Origin of the sequence: uncultured Campylobacter sp., from assembly GCF_938031315.1 — a bacterium.
Lineage (GTDB): Bacteria > Campylobacterota > Campylobacteria > Campylobacterales > Campylobacteraceae > Campylobacter_B.
On sequence record NZ_CALHHT010000064.1, the window covers coordinates 1 to 13923 of the forward strand.

Genomic DNA, 13923 nt, shown 5'->3' on the forward strand with positions numbered 1-13923 from the left:
CGAGATATTTGCTCGCTTAGCGGGTGGTTTTCTTGCTTGATTGGTGGGCGGCGGCATTGATTTTGGCGGTTTTGCCTTTTGATGGCGCGCTAAGGATTGCCGTTTTTGCGGCAACATTTGCGATTTTAGCTTGCGCGCTGTTTTGGTATTTGTTCAAAAGGTATAAAAATTTTAAGCCAAGCAAGCTGTTTGTAAAAAATCTAAATCTTAGTTTACTGCTTTTTGCGGTAGAAAATTTATCGCTCGGCGCTTTTTACGGCGGGTTTTTGGCGTGCCTCGCGGCGGGGTATTTTTGTGGCGAGCGTGCGGCCGGCTGGAGCGTGGCGTTTGCATTTGCGTTCGTGCCTATTTGCCTGATCGTTTTCGTGATCTCGTATATGTTTAACGAAAAGAAAGCTAAACTTATGCGCCTTTCGCGCCCGCTAAATTTTATCTCTCGCGCGGCACGGGTTTGGGCACGGACTTAGCCCGCGCGAGCTGGGCGCGAAATTTCTCTGCGGGCAAAATTTTGCGAACGGATAAAATTCTCACTAGCCGCTGCGTTCTGAAATTTATATAAAACGCGCTTATCGTCGCTGCGGCGCTTGAAAATTTTAAAACCGCGCGGAACTTGCTTTTGCAAACGGCAATTGCACCGCAGGCTTATTTATGCGGGTAGCGAAGCCCTCGGGCTAAATACGAGACCCTTATCTTAGCCGCAAAGCAAATCCGAGCTTTAGCATAGAAAAATGCGAGCGGCGAACTCAAATGCAAAAAAACCGGGCTAGCGGGCGCGGGTGCGTTTGCCCCAAATCTAGCCCTTTGGTCTCATCATTTTTTCTAAAATTTCATAGACGAGATCGAGCTTCGTAAAGCCGTCTCTATCCAAAAAATGCCCGCCCTTCTCCACCTCGTAAAACTTAGCATCGATCTGCCCCGCTAGCTCGCGGCTGAAGCTAAACGGCACGATATAATCGTCCTTTGCGGCAATCACCGCGCGCTGTTTTGCGGCGGCTTTTATGCGCTCAAAATCAAAGCCTTTATCCATAAACTCGTCTAAAATTTTAAATTGCGGATCGCTAAGCGGCTTTGCAAGCCCCGAGACCAGCACTACGCCCTCTACTGCGCCGCTTGCGGCGCTACTTTGCAAAAAATTTAAGATCGTAGGGCAGCCGAGGCTGTGTCCGACCAGATAGACTTCGCCTTCAAATTTTATGCTTTCTCGCAGAGTTTTCAGCCACTCATCAAGCCTCGGATGCGCAGGCGCCGGCATCGCTAAAATTTCCGCCCTCGCGCCCGATTTTTCGATCTCGCCTTTGAGCCAGGCAAACCAATGGCTTTTAGGCGAAGCATCGTAGCCGTGCACGATATAGACGCACTTTTGCATATTTTTCTCCTTTAAATTTAAGTCCTTTACGCGCAAATTTTAAAATTTCAATCCGCGCCCTAGCCCTTGCAAATCGTGATTTTATCGGCAAATTTACCCAAAAAGTGATACCCCGAGCCCGCCTGCGCGATGATATCGAGTACCGCGTCCGCATCCCGCACGAGCGTGCCGCCTGCAAAGTCCACGCCGCGCTCAAACAACGCCTGCGGCAGTAGCGGCGTGGTAGGCCCCACGAGCACGAGCTTGGCGCCGCTTTTTTTCAGACGCAAAAGCCCCTGTAGCGTGTCGTTGATGAGCGTCGTAGCCGTGATTATCACGTTATCGGCGCGCGGCACGACGCTTGCGGCCTCGCTTGCAGGCAGATAAAACGGCAGCTCCGCCTCTTTAAGCGTGCTTTTGTCAAGCTCTAAAATTTTAAAATCCGCGCCATTTTTCATCAGCGTCTTGATGTAGGGCACCAGCGCGCCCACGACGACGCTAAAGCTGCCGCGCTCGATCCGTAGCTGCTCGAAGGGATCGGCGCCGAATTTCACGTCGTAATCCGCGCGGATTTTATCGAAACACGCCCTTCCAAGCGCATTTAGCGCGGCAAGTGCGAGCGTCTTTTTAAGCGGCGCGGCGGAGTTTAGGTCGCGCAGCAGATAGCGAACGCTCTTGCCCGCGATATTGCCCGAATCGGGCATCGCGCTTGCTTGCGAGGGGCAGCAAACGGCGCCCGATAGGGACTTTAGCGGCGTATAGCTAAGCCCGCACGCGCCTCCTTGCAGCTTCACGCCGCTAAAAAACAGCCCCACGACCGCGCGCTCTATCTTAAGATCCAGCGCCTGGGCGCCTAAAATTTCTTTCGCGCACTCCAGCGTCTGATCTAAAATTTCGCTCATTTTCGCTCCTTTAATGTGGAATTTGGCGCCATTATAGCTTAAAATTTCGGCGCCCGTATTGATATAAATTTATTGATCGCGCGACGGGCGATGTCCAAACAGACGCGAGCCAAATTTAACGCAAGCGGCAGACGCGAGATAAAATTTTACGTAGCGAGCGCGTATCGTTACGACTTGGAATTTTAAAAAGCGCAGTGCAGCTTTAAAATTTGAAACGTGCGGACAAACATGAAATTTTAAGCGAGCGGGTAAATTCAAAATTTTAACGAGTGAGTACGGTTAAAAATTTTAAACTGATCGGCGGCGCGGACGAAGCGGCAAACGAGCAAGCGATATTGATGGGGTAGCGAACAGGCGGTGCGGACGGATCAAATTTAACGAGCAAGCCGATGCGAGCAGACAATGCGAGCTAAATTCCATAAGAGCGGACGAGCAAGAGTTTGGACATAGACGGGTAAATTTAACAATAGTAAGCCGATACGGGCTGAATTTTAGGCTAGCTTAATGAGCGAATGCGGGATAAATTTTAATGAATACGAATGGGCGCGAGCTCGGGCAAATACGAGCAAATTTAATAATTGCGAGCGAACGCAGACTCGGACGCGAGCTAAATTTAACGAAAGCGGTAGCGAGCAAAATTTAATAAAAACGATAGACATGAGTAAAAATTTAATCGACGAGCCGTATCTGCGACAAGTCGCGCCCGCTGCGGAGTTAAATTTTATTTCTACCTACCGCACGGCTAAATTTTATTTCATATCCGCCGTAGGGTTAAATTTTATTTCCGATCCATCGCAGGACTAAATTTTATTTTCCGATCCGACGCAAAGCTAAATTTCATTTTCCGATCCGCCGCAAAGCTAAATTTTATTTTCGGATAGAAGGATGTTGATGAGCGGATTTAGCAGCGTCTCGCCGCGAGCGGCGCACAGCACGATCTCGTCGTAGTAGTAGTCGCTCCTGCCGTAGTTGTGAAACTCATATGCGCCAAAGCCATATCCCATCGGCGTGATCTCGACGCGCGAGTACCAGGCGTCCTTGGCGATGATGTATTTTTCGGTGTCTTGCGAATAAACCCACACCACGATCTCATCTTTGTTTTTTTGCCGCATCAGCCACATAAAGACGTTTGCGATGTCGTTGAAAAAATATGTATCGCCGTTTGGCATAACGGCCTGAGCGGTGTTGTACAGATCGTTTATCACCGTGCCGCTCTCGTGGCATAGGTATTTTCCGAATTCGATCTGCAGCGGCTGCTTATCGGTGTTGCCGTGGCGCACGGAAATTTTGGATTCGGCTATATCCATGGACGATATGAGCAGCCCCATCACGCAGGCGAGCAAAACCGCGGCAAAGATTTTCTTAATCATAGCAGCGCGCCCCGCACGAAGTAGTATTTGACGACGTAAGCGCTGCAGATGAGCGCGTTTAGAATGAGCCAGAACGAGGAGTATTTAAGCAGGTGGGTGTAGGCGCGCTTGGTGATGAGCTCCGTTAAAAACGGCACGATGCCGAAAAATATACCCAAAAACAGCGAGCCCCATATCGCATAGCCGACGAAGTAATAATCCTTCAAAAGCATGCAGTACGGGCATTTATGGTTGGGCTGCTCGTAAACGTAAAGCCCGAAAAAATAGGTGATCGCGTAGTATGCGACGAACAAAAAGAGCAAATTCAGAGCAAAGCTCGCCATCGACTGTTTTAAGAAATTTAAGATCAAAATGGCGCCCAATATCGCGTAGAAAAAGGTCGCCAAAAGCGCCTGCGTATAGCCGAACGGAAGCTTCGGCGCGCGAAATACGACCGAGCAGCAAAACACCGGCACGCGCAGCGGGATATTGATAAAAAATAGAATTTCTAAAATAAACTCCGCCAAAACGCCCGTAAAAAGGATGGTAAAGATCAGGTATTTGCGCTTAAGATATGGGAATTTGCCCGCTTTAAGATCGAGGCTGTTTAAAATAAGCCAGAGCCCAAAGCCGAAGATCAGTAAAATTTTTAAAAGCAGCAGGATGTTGCCGTAGCGGTTCGAGCCCACGACGCCCGCGGAACACATCGCGCCTGGCACGACCGAAGAGAGCTCGTTTAGGCAGAGCGCGAAAAATATAAACAAAATGATCTTGCACGCTATCGTGAAGAACAAAATGGTGTTGATGAGATAGTTTCTTTTCTCCAGGGCGTATTGTAAATTTGAGGTGGCGTTAAAGTCCCAGTAGCGCATGATCCGCACGATGTGAAACTGCGAGATCGCCATCAGCGCTATTACGATCAGCTCCACGGCCAAAAACGCGATCACGCTGCCCGACAAAAATACGCTCATGCTGAAATTTCTCCATCTTTTAAAAACACGTATCGATCCACGAAGCTTAGCTCGTCGAAGAGTATGTCGTGCGTCGCGATCAAAACGGTTTTTTTAAGCTCTTTGAGCTTTGAGAGCATTTCGATAAAGCCGAGCGAGTTTTGTTTGTCTAAATTTGCCGTCGGCTCGTCGGCCAAGATGATCTGCGGATTCATCACGAGCGCCCTTGCGATAGCGCAGCGCTGCTTCTCGCCGCCGCTAAGGCTCGAGACGATCTGATCTTTTTTATGCGCGATATTAGCAATCTGCATCGCTTCATCTATGCGCGCGCCAAGCTCATCTCTGCTCAGCCGCTCAAGGCTAAGCGGCGCAAGGACGTTTTTATGAACGCTAAGCGCCTCAAGCAGGTTGAAAGACTGAAATATAAAGCCGATTTTTTTATGGCGATACGCGGAGCTTTCGATATCGGCGAGCTTGGAAACGTTTGCGCCGTCTACTAAAACCTCGCCGCTGCTAGGCTTAGAAAGCGCGCCTATGATGGATAGAAGCGTGCTTTTGCCGCTGCCGCTGACCCCTTTTAAGATTACGATCTGCCCCTCTTCGACGCTTAGGCTTATGTTTTTTAAAGCGCGAAATTCATTCGCCCTGCCCTCGTTGTAAATTTTGCAAAGCTGCTTGATCTCTATCTTGCTCATTTGACCGCCTCGCTCATATCTCCTATAGCGATGCGCCAGGATGGGATGATGACAAAGGCTAAAAACGGGATCACGCTAAAGACGAAGATCAAAAAGAGCATATTGAAATTTATCGCGGGCGTGAAGGTGATGAAATTTCGCAGCTCTCCGCCTAAGAATATATCGCGCAGAAGCGGCGCATCCAGGATAAAAACATAAGCATACGCGCCCGCGACGCCGAGTAGATAAGCGCTTAGCGAGACGATGAAATTTTGAATAAATTTCATCGCGATGATGTCCTTTATACAAAAGCCGATGCTGCGCAAGATCGCGATCTCCTTTTTCTTCTCGCCGTATGCGAGCGAAATTTGATTTTTCAGCAAGATGAAAAACGAGATCATCGCCACGGCGTAAAGCACCATAAAGATCCCACCCTTGTAATAATACAGATGCCTCACTTCGGCTACCGCATCCTCGGCACTGAGAGCCTCCGTGTTGGGGTATAAATTTACGATCTTAAGCGCTACTTCGCTTACTTCGTTGGGGTTGGGTACGCTTACGTAGAGTTTAGTGTATTCGCCCTCCTTCAGGCTTAACACCTCGCGTGCGGTATCGGGGTTGAGATAGATCACGTCGTTTGAGACGATGCTGCTTTCGTGCGGCGAAATTTTATTGATCTTAATCGCGATTAGGCGCTGTTCGGTTAGGAAGTGAAACTCGTCCTCGTAGTACCACTCGCCCATCGCCGCCTTTACCCCCTCGCCTACGATCATTTCGTTTTCGCTCAGGCTTTCGTCGCCTACGATATGAAACCAAACGCGCTTTTGAGCGAAGTAATACATCCCGTCCACGGCGCCCTGCACTTCGCTGACGCCCGCGATTTTGGAGATGTCGTAGATATAGCCGTCGTGCATCAGATCGCGTTTGCCCGCGCGCAGAGCCTCTACGACGATGTCGGGTCTGAGCTTGATGACCTTTTCAAGATCGTTTTGAATGGAGCCCGAGATGAAAAGCACCGAGCTTAAAATAAAAACGATAAATGCAAAGATCGCGAAGCTAAAAGCGTGATCGGCTCTGTCTTTTCGCAGCAGAGTTACGGAGTAGTCGATGAAGTTTTTACTTATCATAGACGAACTCCGCGTAGGCTTTGCTCTTAAAGCTGCTTGAGAGCCGCACGTCCTTTATCTCGCGCGCGAGCTTTTGCAGACACTGCTCGCCCTTTGTGCGATCAAAGCTTACATAATGCACCGCAATGAGCGCATAAAGGGCGGCAAAAAAGATCATTAAAGCGCAAATGAGCCTCATAGCCCTTCTATTACGCTCTCTTGAATTTCATCAAATTTAAGTACGCTCTTGCCTCCGTGATCTTTGGCGAAGGTCTTGGCCGCGCTCTCGCTATCAAATGGAATGAGCTCGTCGCCCATCGGTCCTAAGACGTCGGAGCCAAGCACAAAAAAGGCGCTTTTAGCATCGATCTTGTGTAACTTGTAGTAGTCGGTTACATAAATTTTATCAAAGCCCTTACCCTTTTGGAAGTAGTATTTCATCATATCTTTCACGCCGTCAAAATACAAGTTCTCGCCGCCTTGAACCTCTATCATTGCCGCCCAGTTAGGGTTTTTGCCCACTAGCATGCCGCAGACCGGGCATTTAGCGCCCTCAGGCACGACGATCTTTTCAGCCTTTTTCGCTTTTGCGTTTTTGTCGCTGCTGCCTAAATTTGCCGGCGCGTCCCATAGATACAGCGCCGCGGCTTGCAGGTGTTTGTCGTAATCAGGTGCCTTGCTTGCGCCCTTTGCGTCGCAAGTCTTTTTGAGATGAGCTTTAAGCTCGGAGATGGCTTTGAAGCTTTTTGGATCGGTTTTCTCGCAGTTTGTTTCGTAAAATTCTTTACCGTGCGCGTAAACGCCGCCCTCGCGCTTGGCTTTAATCATCTTATTATCTCCCTCAAAATCCTGCCCCGCAATCTCGTAGGCTTTGGCGAAATTCATTATCTCGCCGCCGTTTTCGGCTTGGAATTCTTTCGCGTCGGCTTCGGTTGAAAAGGCGTATTTGCTATTTCGCGTCATCGTGCCTTTGACCTTGCTGCCCACGACGTAAAAGGCTTTATTTACGTCGATCAAATTTAGATTTTTCGTATCGACGACCTGCGCATCGCTTGGAATTTTTCCCTCCGTAATCTCGTACAAGCAGTGCAGGGAAGCTACTTGCTTGCCGTTTACAACATGGTTGGTTTTATAGAATTTAACCAAATTCATTCCGCAAACGGCGCAGTATTCTTTGCCCTCGCCGCTTCCTACAAGCGTAGCCTTGCTAGGATCCACGCTTTGAAACATAGGATTTGCCGGCTTATTAGCCCCATCCATGGAGGCGCCGCAAACGAGCGCAACAAGCGCGGCCGAAGCCAAAAACGAACGTAAAATCATACTATCTCCTTAAAAATTTGATGTTTTAAATCTACTTACTAATCGAGTTCAAAAATTCTAAATTCTCGCATCCCATCTTGATGCCGCCGTCGCAGCTTTTTTTGAAAAACTCTTTTGCTTTGGCGTTATCGGACTTCACTCCTTTTCCTTCTGCATACATTATGGCTAGGTTATTGCAGCCGTCGAAGTAGTCTAAGTTGCACGCCTTTTCATACTGCTGCTTTGCCTGCTTATAATCCTGGTCCACCCCCTGCCCGAAGGCGTATAGATAGCCCAGATTGTTGCAGCCGATGCCGATGTCGCCGCCGCAAGCCTTTTCGTAAAAAATTTTAGCCTTTGCGAAGCTTTGCTGCACGCCTTCGCCCTTCAGATACAGATAGCCCAGGTTGTTGCAGCCCATCATATCGCCGTAGGTGCAGGCTTTTTCATAAAGGCTAGCGGCCTTGGCGACGTCCTTTGCAAGCCCAGCGCCGTTTGCGTATAAAAGCCCGAGCGAGGTGCAGCCTTCGTTATCTTTGCAGGCTTTTTCGTAATAAGCCGCGGCTTTGGTGAAATTTTGATCCGCGCCGTTGCCGCTTTCGTAGATATAGCCTAGATTGTTGCACGCAAGCGCAAATTTAGCGCTGCACGCCTTCTCGTAGAGGCTGATCGCTTTTTCGAAATTTTTCTCTACGTTGCCGGTGCCCTCAAAATACAAAACGGCTAGATTATAGCATCCCGAAGCTTTATTTTCCAAACCGCACGCTCGCTCGTAAATTTCTGCGAGTTTTTTATGATCGCCGCTTTGCTGAGCTTGAATGCCCTCGCTGATAAAGCCCGCGTTTGCCGCGGTAGCCAAGGCTAACGCTATTAGAAATTTTTTCAAATTTACTCCTTTATATCGTTTTTACGTCCCTGCCTCTAAAAGCAAGAGCTATTATTAAAAAGACCGCCGCTATTATACAATAAAACGGCGCGGGTATCTGCGGTGCGTCTCCCGCGGCGTAAGAGTGCATGCCGGTGAGGTAGAAATTTACGCCGAAATAGGTCATTATGATCGAGCTATACGCGAGCGTCGAGCTCACGCAATAAACATAGATCGAGCCGAGTTTCGGGATAAATTTTAGATGCAGCACGATCGCATAGACGATGATCGAGACATACGACCAGGTCTCTTTGCTATCCCAGCCCCAGTATCGCCCCCAGCTCTCATTCGCCCATACGCCGCCGAAGAAATTTCCGAGCGTCAGCATCGAAAGTCCCACGATGAGGCTGATCTCGTTGATCGCCGTTATATATCTGATCTGCGCGTTAAGCCGCTCGCGATTGGCGCCGTTTTTAAGCGCCATCAAGACAAGAGCCAAAAGCCCAAGCAGGCAGCTAAGCCCTAAAAATCCGTAGCTAGCCGTAATGACCGAGACGTGGATGCTAAGCCAATACGACTTTAACACCGGCACGAGGTTGGTAATCTGCGGGTTTACGAAGCTCATATGCGCTACTAGCATCACGATGCTGGCTAGCAGGCAGCTTGCGCTTAGCGTAAGCAGGGACTTTCTAAAAAATATGATCCCGGCAAGCGCCGCCGACCAGCCGATGTAGATCATCGACTCATAGCTATCGCTCCACGGCGCGTGAGCCGCGACATACCAGCGCAACGCAAGCGCGAGGGTATGTGCCGCAAAGCTTGTGGCAAAGGCTGCGAATAAAATTTTTTGCGCGAGCGCGAAGCGCTTGCCGCAAAGTGCGCCCAAAAGCGCCAAAACAAGAGCTACACCACCTAGGATCATATAGCAATAAACGAGCTTTTTGAAAACCGAAGCTTTGTTGTAAAACACCTCGGCTTTGACGCGGTTTTCGCTTGGAAGAATAGCCGCCGAGGTGGCTCTTTGGTAGTTTTTCAGCTCCGCAAGTGCTGCATCCGCTTTAGCCCAATCATTATCCGAAATTCCATCTTGCAAGCCGTTTAGATAGTCGTTTAACACACCTTTGATCTGCGGAGCGATACTATAATCCGCAAAGGCGTCGTTCGGCGAGAGCCAGGTGTTTTGCGGATCGTTCGGCACGGGGATAAATTTAAAAAACACCCCCCTAAAGGTCAGATACGCGATATTGAGCCGCTCATCGAATTTAATCAGCTCGTTATCGAGCACGCCGCGGCGCGAGGCGCTTTTTTCATTCGCCTCGTCCAGGGCGTGGGCGAGCTTGTAGTTGCCGTTTTCATCAAAGACCGAATTAAAGCTCGCATATCGCTCCTGCGGCGCTAAGCCCAGCATCTTTTTTATCTCGTCGTTTTTAATCTTGATGATCTTTTGATCGCGCCAAAACGCGGGATTTAGGCTCATTCCTAGGATCATCTGCTCGGCGCTTAAGCCGTAGAGCGAATCCGTGCCTGAAATTTTATTTACGATCTCGCTTGCTTCGGTGCTAAGCGGCTTGATCCTACCCATGTAATCTTGCACCAAAAGCTCTGCGAACGCGCCGTTTGCATGAACGCGCGAGTTGGCTTTAAGGTTTGCCAGATAGTTTTCATCCGCGGCGCGAAGCTCAATGCCGAAAAAAAGCGGCGCGATTAGAAGCAGCGCGGCGGGTGCGTTGTTTTTAATAAATTTAGCGAGCTTTTTAAACCTGCTGCCCGCAGTAAAAAGATTGCCGATAAATCCGACGCAAAGCAAGAAATAACCGAAGTAAGTGGGGATTTTACCCGGATCGCGATTAAGCTCCAGCACCGTGCCCAACTCGTCGGTATCGTAGGAGGATTGAAAGAGCTTGAAACCGTCAAAGCTTAGCGGGTGGTTCATATAAATTTCATGTTCCCCCGCGCTCTTGCCCTCTTTTAAAATTTCAACGTCGCTAGCGTAGGATGATGGGCTTTGCGAGCCCGGGTAGCGCTCGAGCTTAAATTTTAAAAGCTTTACCGCAAACGGAAGCTCTATGAGTTTCGAGCCCCAGCTTAGCATTATCTCCTCGCCGTCAAAGTTTAAAATTTTAGGTTCCCCGAGCCAGCCAGCGCCGCCGCGCAGCTGCGCTTCTTGCTCGCTTTCGCCCTCAAAGCCCGCCTTTACCGCAAGCGTGCCCTGCTCGCCTTTGGGCGCGGGTTTATAAGAGCCAAATTTGACGGTGAAGTTTTTAGAATTTATACTTTGCGTGAAGCTAAAATCGTTATCGCCAATCTGAGATAGATTTAGCGGGTGCTCAAACAGCGCGTCTTGCGTGCGGATTTGCAAGTATGGTTTGACGCTTACCATCTCACTTTCGCTCTCGCCCGCCCTTACGTGCAGCACGCCCTCGGTGCCGAAATAGCGCGTCAGCGCCGCGCCGACAAAGATAACGATAAATGCCCCATGAAGCACGAAGGAGCCGAAGCGGCGCCACATTTTAGATTTTATGATTATTCCGAGCAGGCTCAGCGTCGCCGCACCCATGACGCACTCATACCAGCGTGCCTCATAGACTAAAATTTTAGCAGTTTGCGTATCGTAAATGCTCTCTAAAAAGGTTGCGACGCCGGCACCTGCGGCTAGAATAAAAAGGAGGCAGAGCGCGAACTTGTAAGAGATGAAAAATTTTAATATTTTTAGCGCGCTCATTAACCCTCCGCAGTTTTACATTATTATATCGTAAGTTTGTCCTGCGTATAGTATAAACATTCTAAGAAGTAATACTCCGACCACGCTGGCAAGCGCGCTAACGTAGAACGCAAATGCGGTGTGAGCGATCTTTTTGCCCAGTGCGAAATTTAAAACGAGCGGTACGCAAAAGCCTACGCCCACGACGCCTAGCCAAAATAGCTGAGCGTAAACGCCTTCGCTAAAGGCGACGCTCGCGGCTTTTTGCACGTCGCTGCCCGTTACTAGCGAGACGAAAATCATACCGATTAATAAAATTTCCATCGCTAAAACCGGCCACTCGACCGCGTGTAAAATTTTAAGATCGCCGCCGTGCGGGTCCGCTTTAAAGAAAAGCGCGGCTATTAGGCTTGAGCCTGCGATACCCGCAGATAGGCCAGATGCCACGAAAAGCGCAGGTAAAACGGCGGTATTAAGGATAGGAAATCTAACCAAAACCGAGATCAAAAATCCCGTATAGGCGCAGATCGCGACCGCAAAAACAAGCGTAAGCGCAAGAAGTAGCGGGCGAAGCGCGTTTAAAATTTTCATTACGAGCGTGAAAAGTCCTTTTAAAAATTTAAGTCTGCGCGATAAAAATCCGCTCAAATCCGCCTCAAACGCATAAAGGCAAGCTACGAAGCTAAGCGGGATATAGACGCAAAGCGCCGCCACGCCCACGGACATAACCGAGGTAAAGTTGTAATTAATCAAAATTTTCCAAAAAAGAAGCGGCCGCTCCAAATCGGCTACTAGGCAGACCATACCGAGTAAGATCGCTACGAAAGATAGCAACGACGCGGCCTTAAACAGCGGCGTGCTTTCGGTTTGCTTTTTATAAAGCTTAACGAGGATCGCGACTACTAACGCGCCGCCGCTCATGCCCGCTAGCAAAAGATAAACCGCGATCGGCCAGCCCCACTCAACGCCGTGCGAGAAGGTCGCAGTGAAATTTATAGCTCCGTTCATATCACACCCCCAATTTAACCGCAGGAATATATCGCAGGCTCGGTTTCGTACCGCACTCCGGGCGCATTCGCAGGCTGTCTTTTACGCGAAGTAGCTTGCTGATGTGCGATTCTTCGTCGTTTAGATCGCCAAATACGATCGCCTCGTATCTGCACGCCTCGATACAGGCGGGCTCGTGACCGTCTTTTAAATTCGTATCCAAGCAGAAGTTGCAGCTCTCCGCAGCTCTTGTTTCGTGATTTATAAAGCGCACGTCGTAAGGACAGGCGACGATGCAGTATTTACAGGCGATGCAGTCGTCGGTGTTCATCGTCGTGATGCCGGTTTTTTCGTCCTTGTGGCAGGCTTTTGTCGGACAGACTTTTACGCACGGCGCGTCCTCGCACTGCTGACAAGATACTCTAACATAGCGCTTTTCTTTCAAATTTAGCGGATCGGTTTTATCCTGGATAAAAAGCCTCATTTGACCTTTCGGAACCAAATTTACCTTTTTACAGGCGATCTCGCAATCGGTACAGCCCACGCATTTGTTCTGATCGAATATCATGCCGTAGTGCGGCTTTTTCGGCTCTTGCTTTTTAGCACTTGCGTTTACATCTTGCGCACTTTTATCTGTGCCGTTTTGTGAGAGCAAGCTTGAGGCGATTGCGCCGAGCCCCAAAGAGCCGAGTGCGGCGGATTTTATAAAATTTCTTCTTTGCTTTTGCATATTCTCCTCCGACTAAATTTAAGCAAAACTACTTTGTTTTATTCGCGTCGTGAAAGCTTTTAGCCTCGCTCTCGCTAAGCTTTTTGGCCGCTTCGGCGAGCTCGCCCGGCTTTAGAACCTTTAGCAGCTCCGCTTCGAAAACGACCGTCGAGCCGCCCGGGATCTTCTCCATCCCCTCGTTGCCGTAAGCAAGATCGCTAGGGATTACGAATTTATATTTCGAGCCGGTATCCATCATAAGTAGCCCCTCTTGCAGACCGTCGATTAAATTTATCATAGACAGGTGCGCGGGCATCTTCGCCGAATAGGTTTCGTCAAACACGGTGCCGTCGAGTAGATAGGCTTTGTAATTTAGCACGATTATGCTCTCAGGCTTTGGTTTGTCGCCCTTGGCGGATTTTAAAATTTCATACTGAACGCCCGATTTTGTAGTTTTGACATTTGGATTTTTGGCGTTTTTCGCCATAAATTCCTCGCCTGCTTTTAAATTTTTCTCCACCTCGGCTTTAGCGATCGCATCGACTGCTTTATTAAGCTTGGCAGCTCTGTCGTTTAAAAGCTTTTCTATCTCGTCATTTTTTATTTTGGATCCGTCTTTAAAAACATCCAAAAAGCCCTCTATAACTATATCTTTATCGGTTTTTATCCCTAGTTTTTCCTGTCCGCTAATTTGATTCATCAAGTATTTCGCGGTAGATGCGCCGATAGCGTAAGCCTCGCGCTGATCATTCTGCGTAAGATCCGTGCCAAAGGATAGGCTAGCGGCTAAAAGCGGTACTAAAAAGAGTGTTTTTTGCATATTTTACCTTCATCAATTTAAATTTAAAGGGAGCGGACGCCCCGCCCCCTTTATCGCTATAGGTTTGCGTTTAAAATTCTTTGAGCCTCTTTAATATACTCTTTAGCGGCCTCTAGCCTTTGTTTAGTATATTTAAAGCCGTGCATACCCCATGAGCCGTCTTTTTGTAGCAAGTCTACAGTGTCTTGCGCTTTTTCGATTAGCTCATAAACTCTC

Annotated in this window: 15 protein-coding genes; 2 read left to right on the forward strand and 13 right to left on the reverse strand. The window is 48.9% G+C overall.

What is annotated here, in order from left to right:
- Window positions 1-32 precede the first annotated feature (32 nt).
- On the forward strand, window positions 33-467 hold the full coding sequence (locus tag Q0236_RS01865; protein ID WP_297914370.1) for a hypothetical protein: 435 nt from the start codon (window positions 33-35) through the stop codon (window positions 465-467).
- A 326-nt stretch (window positions 468-793) separates the two neighbouring features.
- On the opposite strand, the gene Q0236_RS01870 is transcribed toward Q0236_RS01865, so the two are convergent.
- Both Q0236_RS01870 and Q0236_RS01875 read right to left on the reverse strand, forming a co-directional pair.
- Window positions 794-1366 (reverse strand): alpha/beta hydrolase, encoded by a 573-nt coding sequence (locus Q0236_RS01870; protein ID WP_297914373.1) that lies wholly within the window; start codon window positions 1364-1366, stop codon window positions 794-796.
- Window positions 1367-1425: 59 nt separating this feature from the next.
- On the reverse strand, window positions 1426-2247 hold the full coding sequence (locus Q0236_RS01875; RefSeq protein ID WP_297914376.1) for a DUF364 domain-containing protein: 822 nt from the start codon (window positions 2245-2247) through the stop codon (window positions 1426-1428).
- A 504-nt stretch (window positions 2248-2751) separates the two neighbouring features.
- On the opposite strand from Q0236_RS01875, the gene Q0236_RS01880 reads away from it, so the two are divergent.
- Window positions 2752-3051: a hypothetical protein gene (locus tag Q0236_RS01880; protein WP_297914378.1), complete on the forward strand. Its 300-nt coding sequence runs from the start codon at window positions 2752-2754 to the stop codon at window positions 3049-3051.
- 56 nt (window positions 3052-3107) lie between these two features.
- Here the strand turns inward: Q0236_RS01880 and Q0236_RS01885 are convergent, their stop codons facing one another.
- Genes Q0236_RS01885 through Q0236_RS01935 form a run of 11 tightly spaced genes read right to left on the reverse strand, consistent with a single transcriptional unit; the run spans window position 3108 to window position 13707 of the window.
- Complete coding sequence (locus Q0236_RS01885; protein ID WP_005870878.1) at window positions 3108-3617, reverse strand: hypothetical protein; 510 nt, start codon at window positions 3615-3617, stop codon at window positions 3108-3110.
- On the reverse strand, window positions 3614-4567 hold the full coding sequence (locus Q0236_RS01890) for a hypothetical protein (protein WP_297914381.1): 954 nt from the start codon (window positions 4565-4567) through the stop codon (window positions 3614-3616). The genes Q0236_RS01885 and Q0236_RS01890 overlap by 4 nt, the downstream gene beginning before the upstream one ends.
- Window positions 4564-5241, reverse strand: a complete 678-nt coding sequence (locus Q0236_RS01895) for an ABC transporter ATP-binding protein (RefSeq protein WP_297914384.1) — start codon at window positions 5239-5241, stop codon at window positions 4564-4566. The genes Q0236_RS01890 and Q0236_RS01895 overlap by 4 nt, the downstream gene beginning before the upstream one ends.
- Window positions 5238-6347: an FtsX-like permease family protein gene (locus Q0236_RS01900; protein WP_297914387.1), complete on the reverse strand. Its 1110-nt coding sequence runs from the start codon at window positions 6345-6347 to the stop codon at window positions 5238-5240. The genes Q0236_RS01895 and Q0236_RS01900 overlap by 4 nt, the downstream gene beginning before the upstream one ends.
- The gene (locus Q0236_RS01905) at window positions 6337-6525 is read right to left on the reverse strand and encodes a hypothetical protein (protein ID WP_297914389.1); all 189 of its coding nucleotides are present in this window, start codon (window positions 6523-6525) and stop codon (window positions 6337-6339) included. The genes Q0236_RS01900 and Q0236_RS01905 overlap by 11 nt, the downstream gene beginning before the upstream one ends.
- The gene (locus Q0236_RS01910; RefSeq protein ID WP_297914392.1) at window positions 6522-7646 is read right to left on the reverse strand and encodes a nitrous oxide reductase accessory protein NosL; all 1125 of its coding nucleotides are present in this window, start codon (window positions 7644-7646) and stop codon (window positions 6522-6524) included. The genes Q0236_RS01905 and Q0236_RS01910 overlap by 4 nt, the downstream gene beginning before the upstream one ends.
- Before the next feature lie 31 nt (window positions 7647-7677).
- Entirely contained in the window at window positions 7678-8511 is an 834-nt protein-coding gene (locus Q0236_RS01915; RefSeq protein ID WP_297914395.1) for a tetratricopeptide repeat protein, read from the reverse strand.
- Between the two features lie 10 nt (window positions 8512-8521).
- The gene (gene ccsA / locus Q0236_RS01920) at window positions 8522-11212 is read right to left on the reverse strand and encodes a cytochrome c biogenesis protein CcsA (protein ID WP_297914398.1); all 2691 of its coding nucleotides are present in this window, start codon (window positions 11210-11212) and stop codon (window positions 8522-8524) included.
- Window positions 11213-11227: 15 nt separating this feature from the next.
- Window positions 11228-12199, reverse strand: a complete 972-nt coding sequence (nrfD, locus tag Q0236_RS01925) for an NrfD/PsrC family molybdoenzyme membrane anchor subunit (protein WP_297914400.1) — start codon at window positions 12197-12199, stop codon at window positions 11228-11230.
- Between the two features lies 1 nt (window position 12200).
- The gene (locus Q0236_RS01930; RefSeq protein WP_297914405.1) at window positions 12201-12908 is read right to left on the reverse strand and encodes a 4Fe-4S dicluster domain-containing protein; all 708 of its coding nucleotides are present in this window, start codon (window positions 12906-12908) and stop codon (window positions 12201-12203) included.
- A 28-nt stretch (window positions 12909-12936) separates the two neighbouring features.
- Window positions 12937-13707: an FKBP-type peptidyl-prolyl cis-trans isomerase N-terminal domain-containing protein gene (locus Q0236_RS01935; protein WP_297914408.1), complete on the reverse strand. Its 771-nt coding sequence runs from the start codon at window positions 13705-13707 to the stop codon at window positions 12937-12939.
- Between the last annotated feature and the right edge of the window lie 216 nt (window positions 13708-13923).

Bases quoted from the DNA above. Each gene is read 5' to 3' on its own strand.
- Q0236_RS01870 (WP_297914373.1), bottom strand. From the start codon at position 1,366: ATGCAAAAGTGCGTCTATATCGTGCACGGCTACGATGCTTCGCCTAAA.
- Q0236_RS01875 (WP_297914376.1), bottom strand. From the start codon at position 2,247: ATGAGCGAAATTTTAGATCAGACGCTGGAGTGCGCGAAAGAAATTTTA.
- Q0236_RS01880 (WP_297914378.1), top strand. From the start codon at position 2,752: ATGAGCGAATGCGGGATAAATTTTAATGAATACGAATGGGCGCGAGCT.
- Q0236_RS01885 (WP_005870878.1), bottom strand. From the start codon at position 3,617: ATGATTAAGAAAATCTTTGCCGCGGTTTTGCTCGCCTGCGTGATGGGG.
- Q0236_RS01890 (WP_297914381.1), bottom strand. From the start codon at position 4,567: ATGAGCGTATTTTTGTCGGGCAGCGTGATCGCGTTTTTGGCCGTGGAG.
- Q0236_RS01895 (WP_297914384.1), bottom strand. From the start codon at position 5,241: ATGAGCAAGATAGAGATCAAGCAGCTTTGCAAAATTTACAACGAGGGC.
- Q0236_RS01900 (WP_297914387.1), bottom strand. From the start codon at position 6,347: ATGATAAGTAAAAACTTCATCGACTACTCCGTAACTCTGCTGCGAAAA.
- Q0236_RS01905 (WP_297914389.1), bottom strand. From the start codon at position 6,525: ATGAGGCTCATTTGCGCTTTAATGATCTTTTTTGCCGCCCTTTATGCG.
- Q0236_RS01910 (WP_297914392.1), bottom strand. From the start codon at position 7,646: ATGATTTTACGTTCGTTTTTGGCTTCGGCCGCGCTTGTTGCGCTCGTT.
- ccsA (WP_297914398.1), bottom strand. From the start codon at position 11,212: ATGAGCGCGCTAAAAATATTAAAATTTTTCATCTCTTACAAGTTCGCG.
- nrfD (WP_297914400.1), bottom strand. From the start codon at position 12,199: ATGAACGGAGCTATAAATTTCACTGCGACCTTCTCGCACGGCGTTGAG.
- Q0236_RS01930 (WP_297914405.1), bottom strand. From the start codon at position 12,908: ATGCAAAAGCAAAGAAGAAATTTTATAAAATCCGCCGCACTCGGCTCT.
- Q0236_RS01935 (WP_297914408.1), bottom strand. From the start codon at position 13,707: ATGCAAAAAACACTCTTTTTAGTACCGCTTTTAGCCGCTAGCCTATCC.